This window comes from Streptomyces sp. NPDC048462 (assembly GCF_043200175.1).
Lineage (GTDB): Bacteria > Actinomycetota > Actinomycetes > Streptomycetales > Streptomycetaceae > Streptomyces.
This window is the reverse complement of record NZ_JBICXG010000012.1, coordinates 149,581-167,861: the sequence shown is the minus strand read 5'-3', so window position 1 is coordinate 167,861 and position 18,281 is coordinate 149,581. Positions and strand designations below refer to the sequence as shown.

The following is an 18,281-nucleotide window of genomic DNA, read 5'->3' as shown; positions in this document are numbered from 1 at the left end:
GGAAAACTCAAGCCCAGCCGCCCAGTTCCAGCCCCTCCGGCGATTGAGGAGCGGGGGCCCGGCGCCGGCGCCCCGAACGCGGCCCGCGCCCCACCCCGCCCCGCCGCTACGCGCCGGCGACCCGTACCGCCGCCACCCCCCGGATCAACGCGTCCACCCCCGCCTCCACCTTGCTCCGCGCGCACCCCACGTTCAGCCGTACGAAGCCCTCCGCGCCGTACACGCTCCCCGGCATCACCGCGACCCGCTCCCGCTCGATCAGCACCCGCTGGAGCGCCTCGTCGTCCTGGACGCCCGCCTTCCGCAGGTCGATCCAGGCCAGGTAACCGGCCTGCGGCGGCTCCCACCCCAGCTCCGGGAAGGCCGCGTTCAGGCGTTCCGCGACGAAGTCCAGGTTCCCGGTGACGTACGCGCGGACCGCGTCCAGCCACGCCCCGCCCTCCCGGTACGCCGCGATGTGCGCGGTCAGCGAGAGCACCGCCGGCGAGGCGAGCCCCTCCGCGGTCTGCATCCGGCGCAGGAACTCCGTCCGGTCCTCCGGCCGGCCGATGAGCCCGTAGGACCCCGTCAGCGCCGGGAAGTTGAACGACTTCGACGCGGACGTGATGACCGCCCAGCGCCCGTCCCCCGCCACCCGCGTCCACGGCACGTGCCGACGCCCGCCGTGCACGAAGTCCGCGTGGATCTCGTCGCTGATCACCGCCGCCCCGTGCCGCGCGGCGAGCGAGGCCATCCCCGCGAGCTCGGACTCCGTCCACACCCGCCCGGTGGGGTTGTGCGGCGAGCAGAGCAGCAGGACCTTGCTGTCCGCACGGGCGAGCTCCCGCTCCAGCGCCTCCGGGTCCCCCAGCGGCACCCCCCGCAGCTCCCGCCCGAGCCCGGTGATCGCCTTGCGGAAACCGTCGTACGTGGGGGTGTGGACGACGACGCCGTCCCCTTCCGACGTCCACATCTGGAGCAGCTGCGACAGCTGGCTGAGCACGGACGGCGCGTACACCAGGCCGCTGGTGTCGATCACGGTGTCGTAGCGGGTCTCGTACCAGTGGGCGATCGCCGAGCTGAAGTCGTCCTGCTGCCAGTCGGTGTACCCGAACACCCCGTGGTCGATACGGGCCCGCAGGGCGGCCAGCACCTCGGGGGCCGTCGCGAAGTCCATGTCCGAGATGGTGAACGGCAGCAGCCCGTCCACCCCGAACCGGTCGGCCACCCCGTCCCACTGGACGCACCAGGTGCCGCGGCGGTCGATGACGGTGTCGAAGTCGTAGGACGTGCTCACAGCTGTTTCCTCGGATCGTCGTTCCTGCCGGGTGCGGACATGCCGTGGGCCCGGCACCCCAAGGGATGCCGGGCCCACGCACACAGCCGTACGGGACTACTTCAGCTTGGTGCCGGTGGACCGCAGGTTGGCGCAGGCCTCCGTGACGCGCTTGGCCATGCCCGCCTCGGCGGCCTTGCCCCAGGTGCGCGGGTCGTAGGTCTTCTTGTTGCCGACCTCGCCGTCGACCTTCAGGACGCCGTCGTAGTTGCGGAACATGTGGTCCGCGACCGGGCGGGTGAAGGCGTACTGGGTGTCGGTGTCGAGGTTCATCTTCACGACGCCGTTCTCCAGCGCGGTGGCGATCTCCTCGGCGGTGGAGCCCGAGCCGCCGTGGAAGACGAAGTCGAACGGCTGGCTGCCGGCCGGCTTGCCGTACTTGGCGGAGACACCCACCTGGAGGTCCTTCAGGAGCTCGGGGCGGAGCACGACGTTGCCCGGCTTGTAGACGCCGTGCACGTTGCCGAAGGACGCGGCCAGCAGGTAGCGGCCCTTCTCGCCCAGACCGAGCGCCTCGGCGGTACGCAGCGCGTCGTCGACGGTCGTGTACAGCTCGTCGTTGATCTCGTGCGTGACGCCGTCCTCCTCACCGCCGGTCGGGGTGATCTCGACCTCAAGGATGATCTTGGCGGCGGCGGCCTTGGCCAGCAGCTCCTGGCCGATGGAGAGGTTGTCGGCCAGCGTCTCGGCCGAACCGTCCCACATGTGCGACTGGAACAGCGGGTTCAGACCCTTGGCGACGCGCTCCGCGGAGACCTCGATCAGCGGACGGACGTACGTGTCCAGCTTGTCCTTGGGGCAGTGGTCGGTGTGCAGCGCGACCGTGATGTCGTACTTGGCGGCGACGATGTGCGCGAACTCGGCCAGGGCGACGGCGCCCGTGACCATGTCCTTGTTGTACTGGCCGCCCAGGAACTCCGCCCCACCGGTGGACATCTGGATGATGCCGTCGCTCTCGGCCTCCGCGAAACCGCGCAGCGCAGCGTGCAGGGTCTGGGTCGAGGTCACGTTGATGGCCGGGTAGGCGAACTTGCCTGCCTTCGCCCGGTCGAGCATCTCGGCGTAGACCTCGGGGGTTGCGATGGGCATCTGTCCGCTCCTTGGGATGTGCGGGTGTGCGTTGCTGGTTCCCTGACCTGGGGGCGACGTCATCGTCGCCCCCATCTTCCCAGACTCTGGGTTCGGCTCCACCCGGCGGATCCCCCCGTATTCGGGGCCACTCCGAAGCGGGCACACGACGAGGGCGGCCTGTTTCACGTGAAACAGGCCGCCCTCGCGAAAAACCGCAGGTCAGGACAGGTCGAGGTCCGCGACCGAGTACACGTGGACGTACGGGAGGCCCGCCTCGGCAACGGCCGGAGCCGCACCGCGCTCCACGATCACGGCGACGGCGACGACCTCGCCGCCCGCCTCGCGCACCGCCTCGACGGCGGTCAGCGGCGAGCCGCCCGTCGTCGAGGTGTCCTCGACCACCAGACAGCGGCGGCCCTTGACCTCGGCGCCCTCGATCCGGCGCTGCATCCCGTGCGCCTTCTGCGCCTTGCGGACGACGAACGCGTCCAGCTCCTGGCCGCGGGCGGCCGAGGCGTGCAGCATCGAGGTGGCGACCGGGTCGGCGCCCAGCGTCAGCCCGCCCACGCAGTCGTAGTCCAGCTCCGCCGTCGCGTCGAGCATGACCTGGCCGACCATCGGAGCAGCCTTGCCGTCCAGCGTGATGCGGCGGAGGTCGATGTACCAGTCGGCCTCCAGGCCGGAGGAGAGCGTCACCTTGCCGTGCACGACGGCCTTGTCCTTGATCTGCTGCAGCAGCTCAGCGCGTACGTCTGTCATGGCTACGAGGATAAGGCGCCCACCGGTGGCCCGTGCCCGGCGCCCGCCCCACGGCCGTGCCCGGCACCCATGCCGCCGGGCTCAGAGCCTGCGCCAGCTCCACGTCGCCGCGATCTCCAGCGGATCGATCGGGGTGACGTAGCGGGGCGCGGTGTTCAGCCCGTTCGGCGGGCCCGACTGCGGTTCCACACAGACCGCCTCGGCCTGCTCGTCGTAGACCACGACCCACTCGGACCGGCTCTTCACGGTCAGCTCCAGCTGCTGCGGCCAGGTGAGGGTGACGTCGACGCCGTCGGGCATCCCGAAGGCGTCGTCCCAGGGGCCGTCCAGCGGCGGGATGCGGCGGCCGGTCGGCAGATGGTCCTCGCCCCGCTCCTCCTGCCAGGCCGCGTCGAAGGCGAGCGCGACGTCCTCGCCGCCGAGGTTGCGCCGGAACCAGGGGTGCCAGCCGGCCTGCGCCGGAAAGGAGTCCCCGTACGTCTCGATGCCGAACGCCAACGTGAGGGATTCCTCGGTCAGTTCGAAGGTCTGCGACACCCGGCCCGGGTACGGCCACGGCTCGGCCAGGTCGTAGTGGAACGAGGCCTGCGTACCGGTATCCCGGTCGGTCTGCCAGGCCGTGTCACGGCCCGTGCCGTGAATGGCGTGCGGCGGAGCGGTCAGCGGCATCTGGTGCAGGACACCGCCGTTGCGGAACCGGCCGTTCTCCGTGCGCCCGCACCACGGCACCATCGGGAAGCAGCCGTACCGCTCCCCCTGCCGCAACAGTTCGGTACCGCCGATCCGCAGGCTGCTGATACGGCAGCCGTTGGCGGGGCTCACGGTCAACTCTGTGTCGCCGGCGGACAGCCGGACGTCCTTCTCGCTGCTGCTCACACGAGGACACTACTGGCGCTGCTACCTCCGGCGCCGTAGCGCCCGGCCCACCACCACGGCGGAGGCCAGGGCGAGCGCGGCCGCCGGGGCCACCCAGCGGAGCGTGGCGCCCGCGCCGCCCGAGCCGGGCGCGGGCACGGGTGCGTACCGGCCGCGCGGCGGGGCGTGGTCGACCTCTTCGGCACTGCGCCCGATCATGGTGCGCCGGGCATGCGCGGCCTCGGCCGGGGGCCCGTCCGGAACCGTGAACTCGATGCCCGCCACCGCGTCCAGCGAGGACGGCGGCACCGGGGCGTCGAAGACCGGGGCCCCGTCCGGCTGCGGCTCACCGCCCGGTGCCTCGTCGGCGGCGGCGTCATGCGTGGTCGGGGCCTCCGCGACACCGGTGTCGTCCGCCTCCTCGGCGGCCTCCTCGATGGCCTTCTCCACCGCTTCCCCGACGGACCGCTCCTCGGCGCCCGCCACGGACCCGGCCACGGATTCGTCCTCGACGGACTGCTCGGGCCGCTCCTCGGAACCGGCCCCGTGCGCGGCGAGCGCCTCCGTCACCAGCTGCTGCGCGAACCGGTCCAGCAGCCGGTGGGCCGCGGCGAGTGCTGCCGCCGCCTCCAGCTCAGCCAGGCGGCCGTCGCCGCTGACCGTGCCCTCGAAGGCGATCGCCGTACCGCCGTCCCGTTCGCTCAGCCGGACGGCCAGGGCCAGCTTCACCGAGCCGGTGCCGCGCGCCTCCACACCCTCGCCCGCCACCGAGACGGTGTACGCGGGGGCCTCAGCCGGGCCGTCCGCGGCCGGGCCGCCGTCCGCCGGCGCGGTGATCCGCAGCGCGCCCCGGTAGGTGATGGTGTGGCCGCCGACCCGCACCTTGAGCCGGCCGGCCAGCGGGCCCGCGGACGCCTCGGCGTCCTGCTGAAGCCCCGGCACGCAGCGCGCGACCCGGGCAGGGTCGCCCAGCGCCCGACGAAGGACGGGGACCGGAACCGGAACGAACACCTCATGCTCCATGGAAACCGAGCCTACTCAGCCCCGGCCGTCACGTCAGCGCTTCGCCCCTCCGGAACCCCTCACGCCCCCCGCGAGCCTCGGGCCCGTCCCCCGCTCCGGCCCGCCTCCGGCCGGCCCCGCTCACGGCTCGTCCCAGTACCTCGGGTGCACCAGGGTCGAGGGGGCCAGCCCCGGCAGCCGGCCGGACTCCGCCCGCCGCCCCGCCTCCCGTAGCGCCGCTTCCGTCAGGGACCTCAGCTCCGGCGCCTCCGGATCCAGGCCCAGCGCCGGGGCCCGGCCGAGCCCGGCGAGCACGAAGCCCCAGCCGCCCACCTGGGTGCCGCCGCCCGTCGCCCGGTCCGGGCCCGCGTCGAAACCGGCGTAGCGGCCGCTGATCCGGTAGGGGCGGGTGTGCAGCCCCGCCGCCCGCATGGACGCCTCGACCGTCCAGTAGGTGTGCGGCCGGCCGCACGGCGGCCCGCCGTGCACCACCAGCCGCCCGCCCGGCGCGAGGGCCTCGGAGACCAGGCCGTAGAACTCCGCCGAGTAGAGCTTCGTACTGGCCGAGATCCCCGGGTCGGGCAGGTCCGAGATCACCGCGTCGTAGCGCCCGTGCGCCGCCCGCAACCAGGTGAACGCGTCCCCGGTGACGGCCGTCAGCCGGGGGTCCCGGTACGCGTGCGCGTTCAGCGCGGAGAGCGCCCGGTCCGTACGGGCCAACCGGGTGACGGCCGGGTCCAGCTCCACCAGCGTGACGCTCCGTACCCCGGGGTAGCGCAGCACCTCGCGGGCCGCCAGACCGTCGCCGCCGCCCAGGATCAGCACCCGCGCGTGCGGCCCGTTCATCACCGGGTGCACCAGCGCCTCGTGGTAGCGGTACTCGTCGCGCGAGCTGACCCGCAGCCGCCCGTCCAGGTAGAGGTCCAGGGAGCTGCGGCCCGCGCCGGTCAGCACCACCTCCTGGACGTCGGTCTGCATCGCGACCCGCACCTGGTCCCCGTACACCGCGCGCCTCGCCGCCCGCTCGAAGTCGTCGGCCAGCACCGCGACCGTGGCCAGCAGGGCGATCACCATCACGTTGACCACGATGAGCAGCCACCGGGACCGGCAGCTGAGGTCCCGCCGGAACACCCACATCACCAGCGCCCCGCCCGCCGCCGCGTTGACCGCGCCGGTGAGCAGCGCCCCGGTGAGCTGCCCGAGCATCGGCAGCAGCAGGAACGGGAACGCCAGCCCGCCGACCAGCGCACCCACGTAGTCCGCGGCGAACAGATCGGCGACGGCCCCGCCCGCGTCCTGCCGGTCGACGCGCTGGATCAGCGTCATCAGCAGCGGGATCTCCGCACCGATCAGCACCCCGATCGCCAGCGAGAAGCCGACCAGGGCGTACCGCGACTCCCCGATCCAGGCAAACGTCGCGTAGAGCACCAGCGCGGAGGAGCCGCCGACCAGGGCGAGCGCCGCCTCGATCAGACCGAAGCCGACCGCGGCCCGGCTGCATAAACGTTTCGCGAGCAACGAACCGATGCCCATGGCGAACACCATCACCGAGAGCACGACGGATGCCTGGGTGACGGAGTCACCGATCAGATAGGAGGCGAGCGCGACCAGTTCGAGCTCGTACACCAGACCGCAGGCGGCGCAGACGAAGACCGCGGCCAGCACGAGGTAGCGGCCGGTCCTCGGCCGTACGGGAAGCCGCGCCGCGCCCCCTCGCAGCGACACCTGCTGGTCGATCATGCCGCGAACGCTACGTCACTGGAACGTCGCCGTTTGTCACCCACAAGGGTGTAAGTGGCTCAGCCGCAAGGGAGTTCGCCACCGAGTCGGTGACGGAGCCGGCCCCCGTCACACCACTGCCGCCGGCATCCGCACACCCACCCGGGTGCGCGTCACCACCAGTTGTCCCTCCTGCGGGTACGCGTGCCAGGTGCGCCAGCGCACCTGCCCCTCGGTCCGCTGGGCGAGCATGGCGGTGAAGGCGTGCGGGCTGCCCGGGAACGTCCCGGCCAGGCCGTGGGGATGGTCGGCGACGAGCGCCAGGAGCTCCTGCGCGCGCCCCGCGAACGAACCGGCGCCGAGCGTCTCGACGCGGGCCGCGAACTCGTACTCCCAGTCCCCGAGACGCTTGGAGACGCCGAGGGGCAGCGGGGTGCTGCTGCCCGGCATACAGGCGACGGTTTCGGAACAGCTGCCGTTGTCCTCCTCCAGGAGGACCTGATGGGAGGCGCCGAGCAGGCGCAACTGGAGTTGCGCACCGGCGAGATGGAGATCCAGCACGGCGAGCGCCGGGAGCGGTTCACGCCCCAGCGCCCAGGCCAGATCGGCGGCACGGGTGTCGGAATAGGCCGTATGGAGGGTCGTGAGCATGGGTCGGCTCCGCAAAACACACATGGACACATGGACAGGGGGACGCCCCCGACGTGCTGCACGTGGGAGGTGAGGAGCGCCCGATCAGGTCCAACTGGGGTCCGAGGGCTGAATGTTCTCTCCACCGAGGGAATCACGAACTAAGCCGCACTCGCAGTGTTTTTACCCAACTTGACGTGGTTTCCATCCCCTCGGGGGCCTTCCGGTTCACCTGTTCACCGACGACTCGCCGCAAGGCCCCGCAAAAAGGTGCCCGGCGGGACCCGGGGCTGTCCGGGCCGCCGCGCAGCCCCGCCCCCGATCCCGCCGGACACCTCCACCGGCACCGGGCCTTCGTACGCCCCGCCCGGCCTCGGACCAGCTGCCCCGTGTCAGCTGCCTCCGCCGCATCCGCCCCCGCCGCCACCGCACGACGAACCCCCGCCGCACGAGTGGCCGCCACCGCAGGAGTGGCCACCTGAGTGACCGCCGCCCGAGTGGCCCCCCGAGTGACCGCTGCCGCCGCCGCACGACGAGCCGCCCCCGCCGCCGCTCGCCCACCAGCTGCCGCCCGCCGCACCGCCACCGGCGCTGCCGCGCCGGCGCTTGTTCCCGGCCAGTGACTTGTTGCGCTTCGCCGTGTCCGCCATCGACGCGACGAGAACCGCCACCGCCACGACCATGAGCACGAGTACCGCACCGATCGCCAGCTCCACCGACCTCACGTCCTTCCGTCCCCCGAAGCGAGTCCCCCGCTTCGCACCGGTTCCTGCGTGGAGGGGGGATTCCCCCGCCCCCGTTCGGCCAAAGCAGACTTGAGCAACTCCAGAGCTTCCGCGCAGGATGGCGGTCATGACACAGGGACGACCGCTGCTCAACCGCCGCCTCGCCGAGTTCGGCACGACGATCTTCGCGGAGATGTCCGCGCTGGCCGTCCGCACCGGCGCCATCAACCTCGGCCAGGGGTTCCCGGACACCGACGGCCCCGAGGAGGTCCGCGAGGCCGCCGTCCGTGCCCTGCGCGCCGGCCACGGCAACCAGTACCCGCCGGGGCCGGGGGTCCCCGAACTGCGCACCGCGATCACCGAGCACCAGGCCCGGCGCTACGCCCTGACGTACGACCCCGACACCGAGGTCCTGGTCACCGCGGGCGCCACCGAGGCCGTCGCCGCCTCGATGCTGGCCCTCCTGGAGCCCGGCGACGAGGTCATCGCGCTGGAGCCGTACTACGACTCCTACGCCGCCTGCATCGCCATGGCGGGCGCCACCCGCGTCCCCGTCACCCTGCACCCCGAGCCCGCCACCGGCAGCTACCGGCTGGACCTCGACGAGCTGCGCGCGGCCGTCACCCCCCGCACCCGGCTGCTGCTGCTCAACACCCCGCACAACCCCACCGGCACTGTCCTGACCCGCGAGGAGCTCGCCGCGATCGCCGCCCTGGCGTGCGAGCGCGACCTGCTCGTCGTCACCGACGAGGTCTACGAGCACCTCGTGTTCGAGGGCGAGCACCTGCCGCTCTCCTCGTTCCCCGGCATGCGCGAGCGGACGGTCACCATCAGCTCGGCGGGCAAGACGTTCTCGTTCACCGGCTGGAAGGTCGGCTGGATCACCGCGAGCCCGGATCTCGTGACGGCGGTGCGCTCGGCGAAGCAGTTCCTGACGTACGTCTCCGCAGGCCCGTTCCAGTACGCGGTCGCCGAGGCGCTGCGGCTGCCCGACAGCTACTTCGACGCGCTGCGCGCGGATCTGCGGGCCAAGCGGGACCTGCTGAGCGCCGGGCTCACGGAGGCCGGTTTCCAGGTCTACCGACCGGCCGGCACGTACTTCGTCACCACCGACATCCGCCCGCTGGACGCCGCCGGGGACGGCTTCGCGTTCTGCCGGTCGCTGCCGGAGCGGTGCGGGGTGGTGGCCGTGCCGAACGCCGTCTTCTACGACCACCGGGAGCAGGGCGCGCCCTTCGTCCGCTTCGCGTTCTGCAAGCGCACCGAGGTGCTGGAGGAGGCCGTCTCGCGGCTGAAGGGGCTGTGACGGAGCCCGGCGCGGGGGGGGGGGGGGGGGGGGGGGGGGGGGCCCCCCCCCCCCCCGCGCCGGGCTCTCGTGGGACGGATCGGGCTCAGGCCTCGGGAGCGTCCTGCTCCGCGCCTTCCGCCTTGTCCTCGGCCGGGGCGAGGCCGAGGCGCTCCAGGAGCCACTTGTCGAACTCGATCGAGGCCCGCACCCAGCTGACCGTCGAGGAGACGAAGTGCTCCAGGCTGACGCCGGTGCCGATGAGCATCTGCGCCTCACCGATCAGGCGGACCGAGGTGGTGGTGTCCTCGGCGCCCTCCTCGGGCTCGTGCGTGTGCGTGTAGACCTTGGGCCACAGGGTGCGGCGGTTCCAGTCGTCGATCGCGTCGAGCAGGACCGGACGCTGGTCCGTGTCGTGCGGGCGGTCGTAGAACGTACGGACCGAGAAGACCTGCTGCTCGCCCTCACCACGGAACATGAAGTACGTGCGGAAGTCTTCCCACGGCGCCGCGAGGTCGCCCTCGTCGTCGACGACGTACTTGAGCTCCATCTGTTCCAGGAGCTGCTTGACGAGGTCCTGGTCAGGGACGACGGGGCCCTCCGGTCCTGCCGCCTGCGGTTCGGGCTGGCCCCCGAAGTTAGGAATCGAGGACGGATCGATGCTCACCGTAATTTCCCTTCGTGCGGTTGACTGCCATCCTCCCCCATGCCGGGCGGGGCATGGCAAGCGGGAACGGCCCCGATCCGCCACAAGCTGATATCCAGCCGGTGGGGACCGGGGCCGTCACCCGTTCCGGTCACGGGCGCGCCCGCGCTCCGGTCACGAGGCCGGGCCGACCGCCAGGCCGTCGCCGTCCCGGTCCACCAGGACCGTGTCGCCGTCCGTGACCTCGCCCGAGAGGATCTCCTTGGCGAGCCGGTCACCGATCGCCGTCTGGATGAGCCGGCGCAGCGGCCGGGCACCGTACGCCGGGTCGTTGCCCTCCTCGGCCAGCCAGGCCAGGGCGGCCGGGGTGACGTCGAGGGTCAGCCGGCGGTCGGCCAGCCGCCTCGCGAGGCGCTCGATCTGGAGCCCCGCGATATGGGCGAGCTCGTCGCCGGACAGCGCGGAGAAGACCACCAGGTCGTCCAGCCGGTTGAGGAACTCCGGCTTGAACGAGGCCCGCACCACGTCCAGGACCTGCTTCTTCTTCTCCTCGGGCTTGGTCAGGGGATCGACCAGGTACTGGCTGCCGAGGTTGGAGGTCAGGATCAGGATGGTGTTGCGGAAGTCCACCGTCCGGCCCTGCCCGTCGGTGAGCCGCCCGTCGTCCAGGACCTGGAGCAGGATGTCGAAGACCTCGGGGTGGGCCTTCTCGACCTCGTCCAGCAGGACGACGCTGTACGGGCGGCGGCGGACCGCCTCGGTGAGCTGGCCGCCCTCCTCGTAGCCGACGTAGCCGGGCGGGGCGCCGACCAGCCGGGCCACGCTGTGCTTCTCGCTGTACTCGCTCATGTCGATGCGGACCATCGCCCGCTCGTCGTCGAAGAGGAAGTCCGCGAGGGCCTTGGCCAGTTCGGTCTTGCCGACGCCGGTCGGGCCGAGGAAGAGGAACGATCCGGTGGGCCGGTCGGGGTCCGCGATTCCGGCCCGGGTGCGGCGTACCGCGTCCGAGACGGCCTCAACGGCCGCCGTCTGCCCGATGAGGCGCCTGCCCAGCTCCTCCTCCATGCGCAGCAGCTTCTGGGTCTCGCCCTCCAGCAGCCGCCCGGCCGGGATGCCGGTCCAGGCGCCGACGACATCGGCGATGTCGTCCGGGCCGACCTCCTCCTTGACCAACGTCTCCTTGGGCTCCTTCGCGGCCTCCTGCTCGGCCTCGGCGGCCTCGGCCAGCTCCCGTTCGAGGCCCGGGATCTCGCCGTACAGCAGCTTGGACGCGCTGTCGAAGTCGCCGTCGCGCTGGGCGCGTTCGGCCTGTCCGCGCAGTTCGTCCAGGCGCTCCTTCAGCTCACCGACCCGGTTGAGGCCCTGCTTCTCCTTCTCCCAGCGGGCGTTGAGGCCGCGCAGCTCCTCCTCCTTGTCGGCGAGGTCGCGGCGGAGCTTCTCCAGGCGCTGCTTGGAGGCGGCGTCGGTCTCGTTCTTGAGGGCCAGCTCCTCCATGTGCAGGCGGTCCACGGAGCGCTGGAGTTCGTCGATCTCGACGGGCGAGGAGTCGATCTCCATGCGCAGCCGGGAGGCCGCCTCGTCGACCAGGTCGATGGCCTTGTCGGGGAGGAAGCGCGAGGTGATGTAGCGGTCCGACAGGGTCGCGGCGGCGACCAGCGAGGAGTCCGCGATCTGCACCTTGTGGTGGGCCTCGTAGCGGCCCTTGAGCCCGCGCAGGATCGCGATGGTGTCCTCGACGGACGGCTCCGCCACCAGCACCTGCTGGAAGCGGCGCTCCAGCGCCGGGTCCTTCTCGATCCGCTCGCGGTACTCGTCGAGCGTGGTGGCGCCGACCATCCGCAGCTCGCCCCGGGCCAGCATGGGCTTGAGCATGTTGCCCGCGTCCATGGCGGAGTCGCCGCCCGCTCCGGCGCCGACGACGGTGTGCAGCTCGTCGATGAACGTGATGATCTGGCCGCCGCTCTCCTTGATCTCGGAGAGGACGGTCTTCAGGCGCTCCTCGAACTCGCCGCGGTACTTCGCGCCCGCGACCATCGCGCCGAGGTCGAGCGAGACGAGCCGCTTGTTCTTCAGCGACTCGGGGACGTCCCCCTTGACGATGCGCTGGGCGAGCCCCTCGACGACGGCCGTCTTGCCGACGCCGGGCTCACCGATGAGCACGGGGTTGTTCTTGGTGCGGCGCGAGAGCACCTGGACGACGCGACGGATCTCCTGGTCACGGCCGATGACCGGGTCGAGCTTGCCCTCGCGGGCGGCCGCGGTGAAGTCCGTACCGAATTTCTCCAGGGCCTTGTACTGGCCCTCCGGGTCGGGTGTGGTCACCCGGCGTCCTCCCCTGCTCTTCTCGAAAGCGTCCAGCAGCTTCTTCGCACTGGCCCCCTGCCCGTCGAGGATCTCACCGGCGCGGCCGCCCTCGGCCGCGATCCCGATGAGCAGGTGCTCGGTGGAGATGTAGTCGTCGCCGAGCTCCTTGGCCCGCCGCGCCGCGTCGGAGATCACCGCGAGCAGCTCGCGGTTGGGCTGCGGCGGCGCGACGGTCGAGCCGGTCACGCTGGGCAGTGCGGCCAGCAGCCGTTCGGTCTCGGTGCGAACGGCGATCTGGTCCGCCTCGACGGCGGCCAGCAGATCGACGAGGTTCTCGTTGTCCTCACCCGCGAGCAGCGCCAGCAGCAGATGCCCCGGGGTCAGATCGGGGTGCCCGTCCTTCACGGCCCTGTTGGTGGCCGCGTTGATGGCGTCCCGGCTCCTGTTGGTCAGCTCGGCGTCCACGTGCGCTCTCTCCTCCTTGCGACGACTGGCCCGTACCTTCACTTCTGACACGATCAACGTGCGTAAAGTTGAGTCTATTCCACTCAAGGCAGAAAGCGGTCCCCGGCGGACCCCGCGCGCCGCCGCGCACCTCATGTCCGAGTGAAGCGGCCGGCCGGCCCGCCCGCCACCTCGCAGTGGCGCGCGGCTGCCTACCCTGGCCCCATGGCAGTCGACGTACGCAACCCCGGCCCCGAGTACCTCGCCTTCTGGCGGGAACCCCACGTGTGCACCCTCACGACACTGCGCCCCGACGGCACCCCGCACGTGGTCCCGGTGTGCGTGACGTACGACCCCGAGGCGGGTCTCGCCCGCGTCATCACCGGCCGGCACAGCCGCAAGGTCGCCAACATCCTGGCCGCGGGACCGGACGGCGCACGGGTCGCGGTCTGCCAGCTGGAGGGACGCCGCTGGGCGACCCTGGAGGGCGTCGCCAGGGTGCGCACGGAGCAGGACAGGGTGGACGACGCGGTACGCCGTAAGACGGCCCGCTACGGGCGCGCGCCGAAGCCCAACCCGGACCGCGTCGCCATCGAGATCACCCTGGACCGGGCGCTCGGCCGCGGCTGACCGGCGGGCGCCCTCCGGACGGGCACAGCACAACGGCGTCACCGTGTTCAGGTCACGGTGACGCCGTTGTGTGGGGGAGTGTCTGAGCGACGTGGAACGACGGGGGATCGCTCAGGCACTGCGGGGGGTGGCGGAGATGGCTTCAGGTTCGAACAGCTGGTGGTCACGCTGCGCGAGGTTCACAAAAATCATGTCGTACCGGATGGCGCAGCGCACGGGCTGCGGCGCTCCGCGCGGCTTGCGGAGACAGCGGTAGGCGCGCACCTCGCCGTCGTCCTCACGGGCGACGACGACCGGGTCGCCGAACAGGGTGACCATCAACGAATCACCACGGTGGGGGAGTGCCGTGACGAGGTCGATGAAATGCCACCCTGAGCGGTAGGCGGTTGCCATTTCACGTCTGAAGGTCCGGTCGTCCGGCGGAGTGGTCACAACTCCGCCCTGTTCTCGACCGAATTCCCCCAGCCGACGTCGGACTGGTGAGCACCACCGACAGCGGCGGGCTGGACATAGCCCCAGCCGACATCACCCTGGTAGACGGCGGGCGACACATAACCCCAGCCGACATCGGCCTGCTGAGCGCCACCGAGAGCGGCGGGCTGCACGTTGCCCCAGCCGACATCGGCCTGGTGGACACCGCCGCCGCCGGCGGGCTGGACATACCCCCAGCCGACGTCGCCCTGGTAGGAGTCGCCGGCCTCCGCATTGCCCCATCCGACGTCCGGAGCAGAGCCGTGCGTCACGAGCAGCAGTGCAGCAGCCGCGAACGCAGTGCCAAGCACTGAGCGAAGCATTCTCTTGTTCATAGTCGGCTTCGTCCTCACTTGATGGATCCTCTCCCCCGCTCTCCAAGAGACGATGGCTTATTCGGACGCGTCAATGCCACAGGAGCGATGCATCATGTTCCTGAATGTTCAGGACCCTGGGGGGTGGAGTTTTGCCTATAATGGACACGAAACCGACACATACTCATGCGGTCACGAACCTGTGCACCGAGGGCACCAGGCTGTATGCGGCGGCGCTCAGCGTGGGCCGCCTGGCCCGCTCCGAGGTCAGGACCGCACCCTGCCTCGTCAAATTCGGTCTGCTGCTGCCCGATCCGGACGACGCGTCGTGGCTTCGACCGGTTCCGCCTTCCGCCGCCCTGGCCCAGCGTCTTCACCCGCTGGAACGCGAGATCCAGGATCGCAGGCGGACATCCGTCGAACTGACCGACGCGTTCGAACCGTTCCTGGCCATCAGTGCCCAGAGCCCGGCGCCGACGCACGCGATCACGGTGCTGGAAGGCATCGACCGGATCAACGGAGCACTCGACCTGGCCATCGCCGAGAGCCGTAGGGAAGTGCTGACGGTCCAGCCCGGAGGCAAACGCAGCGAGGAAGTCCTCAGCGAGGCCCTGATCCGCAGTAAACCTCTCATAGATTCCGGCATCAGGGTCCGTACTCTCTACCAGCACACCGTCAGGCACAGCCAGCGCACGTTCGCCTACGTCGACCTCATGGCGGGCGCCCGGATGGAGATCCGCACGCTCGAGGAGCTCATCGAGCGCCTCATCATCTGCGACGACACCGTGGCCTTCATCCCGGTCCAGGACGACCTGCCCGTCGCCCTGGAACTACGGCACCCCGGGCTGGTCGCCTATCTGACGAAGGTCTTCGAGCAACTCTGGCGCCGAGCCGTCCCGCTGGACGAAGCGGCCCCGTACGACCCGGCCCGTGACGGCATCACGGGCGTCCAGCGCGCCATCGCCACGCTCCTGATCGAGGGGCACGTGGACGAGGCGATAGCCCGTCGGCTCGGCATGAACGTCCGTACCTGCCGCGCACATGTCGCCAAGCTGTCCGCCGTGCTGGGAAGCACGAGCCGCGCCCAGCTGGGCTACCTGATCGCCCAGTCAGGAATCCTCGATCAGGACTCCTGACCGGCCGATGCTCCGGAGGCCCCCACCCCCGGGCCGGAAACCCGGCCACGTGTCCGTGGGGACACCTGGCCACGCCTCCGAGGTGCCGGGAGAGTTCCCGGCTCCCCCGACAACACCCACAGTGGCCCGCGAACTAGGCTGCCACCACCGTCATCTTGCTGCACTGCAAAAAGTGGGGGGCCCGAATGGGCAGGGATGAGGACACACCGGCGCACGCGCACGAGAACCGGGCGCTGTGCGACACGGCGGTCAGGATCTACACCGAGGCGCTGAGCGCGGGACGGATACCCCGGACCGCCATCGAACCGGCGCCCTGCCTCACCGAGTTGGCGCTGGTCCACCCCGACCCGCAGGACGAGGCCTGGGTACGTCCGGTGCCCCCGTCCGCCGCCCTGGCCCATCTGCTGCAGCCCGTCGTCCGGGAGATCCACGAGCGCATCAGCCTCTCGGCCGCGCTGGCCGACTCGCTGGCGCCGCTGGCGACCGTGGCCAGTACGGACCCCAACCTCGCCATCACCGTCCTCGAAGGCATACCCCTGATCGACGCCGCCGTCCAGAACGCGACGGAGAGCGCCACGGAGGAGATCAGGACCCTTCAGCCCGGCAGCACCCGGCCGCCCGACCAGCTCCAGAGGGCCCTGTCGCGGGCCCGGCTCACCCTGGAGCGGGGCACCCCGCTCCGGCACATCTACCAGCACCCCATCCGCTACAACCAGACCTTCAAGGCCTATCTGAACCAGATGCCACCGGGCCTCATCCAGGTCCGCACGCTGGAGCAGACGGTCGAGCGGCTGCTCGTCTTCGACCACACCGTGGCCTTCATCCCCGCCAACGCCGCCCGCGACGTCGCGCTGGAGATCCGCCACCCCGCGCTGATCCGCTATCTGATCCAGATGTACGAAGTCCTGTGGGCGCAGGCCACCCCGCTCACCGATCCGCTGCCCGCGGCACCGCCCAGTGCCTCGGTCACCGCCGTCCAGCTCAGCGTCGCCCGCCTGCTGGTCGAGGGCCACACCGACCAGGTCGTGGCCGGAAAGCTCGGCATCAGCGTCCGCACCTGCCGCGCCCACGTCTCCAAGCTCATGCACACCCTCAACGCCACCAGCCGCACCCAGCTCGGCGCGCTGCTCGTCCGCTCCGGGATCGACGGGTCCGCACCGCCCGGGACGACGGAGAAGCCCGTCCCCCGGTGACGCCGGGGTGACGGGCTCCGCCAAGGACGGGCCGAACCCGTTGGGTCCTTAACCCGCTGGGTCCTTGGGCCGTTCAGTCCTTGGGCCGCTTGGGCCGCCAGACCACCAGTGCGCTGGTGTGCTGCACGTCCTGGTACGGGACCAGGTCGCGCCGGTAGGAGGCGTGCACCTGGGCCTCGCGCTGCTGGAGCGTCGCCGCCGCCCCGTCCACGGCCGCCGAGAGCTCGGCGACGCGCTGCTGGAGCGCGGCGACCTGGTTCTCCAGCTCGATGATGCGCTTGATGCCGGCCAGGTTGATGCCCTCGTCCTGCGACAGCTGCTGCACGGTGCGCAGCAGCTCGATGTCGCGGGCGGAGTAGCGCCTGCCGCGCCCGGCCGTGCGGTCGGGCGAGACCAGGCCGAGGCGGTCGTACTGGCGCAGCGTCTGGGGATGCAGTCCCGAGAGCTGGGCCGCGATCGAGATCACGTACACCGGGGATTCTTCGGTCAGTTCGTACGGATTACGTCGGCGGCCGTCCATCTCAAGCTCCCTTCGCTGCCTGGAACAGCTCCGCCCGCGGGTCCTGGTCCGCGGTGGCCTTGCGATAGGCCTCCAGGGCGTCCCGGGCGTCCGTGCCCAGGTCCGTGGGGACCACCACCTCCACGGTGACCAGCAGGTCGCCGCGGCTGCCGTCCTTGCGCACCGCGCCCTTGCCCCGGGCGCGCATGGTGCGCCCGTTGGGCGTGCCGGCCGGCAGCTTCAGGGTCACCGGCGGTCCGCCGAGCGTGGGCACCTTCACCTCGCCGCCGAGCGCCGCCTCCGTGAAGGTGACGGGCACGGTGACCGTGAGGTTGTCGCCCTTGCGGCCGAAGACCGGGTGGGTGTCGACGTGGACGATGACGTAGAGGTCGCCGGCCGGTCCGCCGCGCTCGCCCGGACTGCCCTTGCCGCGCAGCCGGATCCGCTGGCCGTCGGAGACGCCGGCGGGGATCCGCACCTGCATGGTGCGGGAGGACTTCGCCCGGCCGCTGCCCTTGCAGACGTCGCAGGGGTCCTGGGCGATGAGGCCCCGGCCCTTGCAGTCCACGCAGGGATCGGTGAGCGAGAACCCGCCGCCGGTGCCGCGGGAGACCTGGCCGGTGCCGACGCAGGTCGGGCAGACCCTGGGGGTGCCGTTCTTGTCGCCGGTGCCGGAGCACGCCTTGCAGGGCGCCTGGCTGGACATCCGCAGCGGGACCGTGGCCCCGTCGACCGCCTCGGTGAAGCTGAGCGTCACCTCGGACTCGATGTCCTGGCCGCGGCGCGGCTGCACCCGGGTGCCGGCCCCGCCGCCCCCCCGGTTGAAGAGGCCGCCGAAGACATCGCCCAGACCGCCGCCACCGCCGCCGAAGCCGCCGGCTCCGCCGCCCTGGCCACCGCCCGGGGCGCCTCCGAAGAGGTCGCCCAGGTCGAAGTTGAAGTTGCCGCCGCCGCTGCCGGGTCCGGGGCGGAAGCCGCCGTTGCCGAAGAGGGCGCGGGCCTCGTCGTACTCCTTGCGCTTCTTGGTGTCACCGAGGATGTCGTTGGCCTCGGAGATCTCCTTGAAGCGCTCCTCCGCCTTGTTGTCACCCTTGTTGGCGTCCGGGTGGAACTCGCGGGCGAGCTTCCGGTACGCCTTCTTGATCTCGGCGTCCGTGGCGTCCTTCGGGACGCCGAGAACCTTGTAGTAGTCCTTCTCGACGAAGTCCTTCGTACTCATCGACGTCCCTCCTTCCGGACGACCGGCCAGGGGCCTCCCGCCCGGATGATGCCGGACTCATCGA

At 71.4% G+C, this 18,281-nt stretch carries 18 protein-coding genes; 4 read left to right on the top strand and 14 right to left on the bottom strand.

The window, feature by feature from the left end:
• Positions 1-106: 106 nt before the first annotated feature.
• The 8 genes from ACGFU6_RS21510 to ACGFU6_RS21475 form a co-directional block, all read right to left on the bottom strand.
• Complete coding sequence (locus tag ACGFU6_RS21510) at positions 107-1,276, bottom strand: MalY/PatB family protein (RefSeq protein ID WP_393612906.1); 1,170 nt, start codon at positions 1,274-1,276, stop codon at positions 107-109.
• A gap of 96 nt (positions 1,277-1,372) precedes the next feature.
• Positions 1,373-2,404: a class II fructose-bisphosphate aldolase gene (fbaA, locus tag ACGFU6_RS21505; protein ID WP_123525107.1), complete on the bottom strand. Its 1,032-nt coding sequence runs from the start codon at positions 2,402-2,404 to the stop codon at positions 1,373-1,375.
• A 201-nt stretch (positions 2,405-2,605) separates the two neighbouring features.
• On the bottom strand, positions 2,606-3,145 hold the full coding sequence (gene pyrE, locus ACGFU6_RS21500; RefSeq protein ID WP_073733510.1) for an orotate phosphoribosyltransferase: 540 nt from the start codon (positions 3,143-3,145) through the stop codon (positions 2,606-2,608).
• A gap of 81 nt (positions 3,146-3,226) precedes the next feature.
• Entirely contained in the window at positions 3,227-4,021 is a 795-nt protein-coding gene (locus ACGFU6_RS21495; RefSeq protein WP_393612904.1) for an aldose 1-epimerase, read from the bottom strand.
• 21 nt (positions 4,022-4,042) lie between these two features.
• The gene (locus ACGFU6_RS21490; protein WP_393612903.1) at positions 4,043-5,023 is read right to left on the bottom strand and encodes an SRPBCC domain-containing protein; all 981 of its coding nucleotides are present in this window, start codon (positions 5,021-5,023) and stop codon (positions 4,043-4,045) included.
• 120 nt (positions 5,024-5,143) lie between these two features.
• Complete coding sequence (locus ACGFU6_RS21485) at positions 5,144-6,742, bottom strand: polyamine aminopropyltransferase (protein WP_393612901.1); 1,599 nt, start codon at positions 6,740-6,742, stop codon at positions 5,144-5,146.
• A gap of 108 nt (positions 6,743-6,850) precedes the next feature.
• Complete coding sequence (locus tag ACGFU6_RS21480) at positions 6,851-7,372, bottom strand: DUF2617 family protein (protein WP_393612899.1); 522 nt, start codon at positions 7,370-7,372, stop codon at positions 6,851-6,853.
• A 371-nt stretch (positions 7,373-7,743) separates the two neighbouring features.
• Positions 7,744-8,067, bottom strand: a complete 324-nt coding sequence (locus ACGFU6_RS21475; protein WP_393612898.1) for a hypothetical protein — start codon at positions 8,065-8,067, stop codon at positions 7,744-7,746.
• A gap of 136 nt (positions 8,068-8,203) precedes the next feature.
• Between ACGFU6_RS21475 and ACGFU6_RS21470 the strand changes: the two genes are divergently transcribed.
• Positions 8,204-9,382 (top strand): pyridoxal phosphate-dependent aminotransferase, encoded by a 1,179-nt coding sequence (locus tag ACGFU6_RS21470; RefSeq protein WP_393612896.1) that lies wholly within the window; start codon positions 8,204-8,206, stop codon positions 9,380-9,382.
• A gap of 85 nt (positions 9,383-9,467) precedes the next feature.
• On the opposite strand, the gene ACGFU6_RS21465 is transcribed toward ACGFU6_RS21470, so the two are convergent.
• Together ACGFU6_RS21465 and clpB are read right to left on the bottom strand one after the other, a co-directional pair.
• A complete protein-coding gene (locus ACGFU6_RS21465) occupies positions 9,468-10,028 on the bottom strand; it encodes a YbjN domain-containing protein (RefSeq protein WP_393612895.1) in 561 nt (186 codons plus the stop codon).
• A 153-nt stretch (positions 10,029-10,181) separates the two neighbouring features.
• The gene (clpB, locus tag ACGFU6_RS21460) at positions 10,182-12,776 is read right to left on the bottom strand and encodes an ATP-dependent chaperone ClpB (protein WP_393613006.1); all 2,595 of its coding nucleotides are present in this window, start codon (positions 12,774-12,776) and stop codon (positions 10,182-10,184) included.
• 204 nt (positions 12,777-12,980) lie between these two features.
• Between clpB and ACGFU6_RS21455 the strand changes: the two genes are divergently transcribed.
• Positions 12,981-13,385, top strand: a complete 405-nt coding sequence (locus ACGFU6_RS21455) for a pyridoxamine 5'-phosphate oxidase family protein (protein WP_393612893.1) — start codon at positions 12,981-12,983, stop codon at positions 13,383-13,385.
• Between the two features lie 111 nt (positions 13,386-13,496).
• Here ACGFU6_RS21455 and ACGFU6_RS21450 read toward each other — a convergent pair whose 3' ends face one another.
• Together ACGFU6_RS21450 and ACGFU6_RS21445 are read right to left on the bottom strand one after the other, a co-directional pair.
• Entirely contained in the window at positions 13,497-13,817 is a 321-nt protein-coding gene (locus tag ACGFU6_RS21450) for a hypothetical protein (protein ID WP_018522262.1), read from the bottom strand.
• Positions 13,814-14,167 carry a hypothetical protein gene (locus ACGFU6_RS21445; protein ID WP_393612891.1) on the bottom strand — a complete coding sequence of 118 codons (354 nt, stop codon included), beginning with the start codon at positions 14,165-14,167 and terminating at the stop codon, positions 13,814-13,816. Before ACGFU6_RS21445 ends, ACGFU6_RS21450 begins: the two co-directional genes overlap by 4 nt.
• Positions 14,168-14,331: 164 nt before the next feature.
• Between ACGFU6_RS21445 and ACGFU6_RS21440 the strand changes: the two genes are divergently transcribed.
• Together ACGFU6_RS21440 and ACGFU6_RS21435 are read left to right on the top strand one after the other, a co-directional pair.
• The gene (locus tag ACGFU6_RS21440) at positions 14,332-15,306 is read left to right on the top strand and encodes a helix-turn-helix transcriptional regulator (protein ID WP_123525096.1); all 975 of its coding nucleotides are present in this window, start codon (positions 14,332-14,334) and stop codon (positions 15,304-15,306) included.
• A gap of 185 nt (positions 15,307-15,491) precedes the next feature.
• Entirely contained in the window at positions 15,492-16,499 is a 1,008-nt protein-coding gene (locus ACGFU6_RS21435) for a LuxR C-terminal-related transcriptional regulator (RefSeq protein ID WP_393612889.1), read from the top strand.
• Between the two features lie 73 nt (positions 16,500-16,572).
• Here the strand turns inward: ACGFU6_RS21435 and ACGFU6_RS21430 are convergent, their stop codons facing one another.
• Positions 16,573-17,019 (bottom strand): heat shock protein transcriptional repressor HspR, encoded by a 447-nt coding sequence (locus ACGFU6_RS21430; protein ID WP_123525094.1) that lies wholly within the window; start codon positions 17,017-17,019, stop codon positions 16,573-16,575.
• 1 nt (position 17,020) lies between these two features.
• Positions 17,021-18,217 (bottom strand): molecular chaperone DnaJ, encoded by a 1,197-nt coding sequence (gene dnaJ / locus ACGFU6_RS21425; protein ID WP_393612886.1) that lies wholly within the window; start codon positions 18,215-18,217, stop codon positions 17,021-17,023.
• Between the last annotated feature and the right edge of the window lie 64 nt (positions 18,218-18,281).

Coding starts and splice junctions, on each gene's coding strand:
- fbaA (WP_123525107.1), bottom strand. CDS start 2,404: ATGCCCATCGCAACCCCCGAGGTCTACGCCGAGATGCTCGACCGGGCG.
- pyrE (WP_073733510.1), bottom strand. CDS start 3,145: ATGACAGACGTACGCGCTGAGCTGCTGCAGCAGATCAAGGACAAGGCC.
- ACGFU6_RS21490 (WP_393612903.1), bottom strand. CDS start 5,023: ATGGAGCATGAGGTGTTCGTTCCGGTTCCGGTCCCCGTCCTTCGTCGG.
- ACGFU6_RS21485 (WP_393612901.1), bottom strand. CDS start 6,742: ATGATCGACCAGCAGGTGTCGCTGCGAGGGGGCGCGGCGCGGCTTCCC.
- ACGFU6_RS21480 (WP_393612899.1), bottom strand. CDS start 7,372: ATGCTCACGACCCTCCATACGGCCTATTCCGACACCCGTGCCGCCGAT.
- ACGFU6_RS21470 (WP_393612896.1), top strand. CDS start 8,204: ATGACACAGGGACGACCGCTGCTCAACCGCCGCCTCGCCGAGTTCGGC.
- ACGFU6_RS21455 (WP_393612893.1), top strand. CDS start 12,981: ATGGCAGTCGACGTACGCAACCCCGGCCCCGAGTACCTCGCCTTCTGG.
- ACGFU6_RS21440 (WP_123525096.1), top strand. CDS start 14,332: ATGGACACGAAACCGACACATACTCATGCGGTCACGAACCTGTGCACC.
- ACGFU6_RS21435 (WP_393612889.1), top strand. CDS start 15,492: ATGGGCAGGGATGAGGACACACCGGCGCACGCGCACGAGAACCGGGCG.
- ACGFU6_RS21430 (WP_123525094.1), bottom strand. CDS start 17,019: ATGGACGGCCGCCGACGTAATCCGTACGAACTGACCGAAGAATCCCCG.
- dnaJ (WP_393612886.1), bottom strand. CDS start 18,217: ATGAGTACGAAGGACTTCGTCGAGAAGGACTACTACAAGGTTCTCGGC.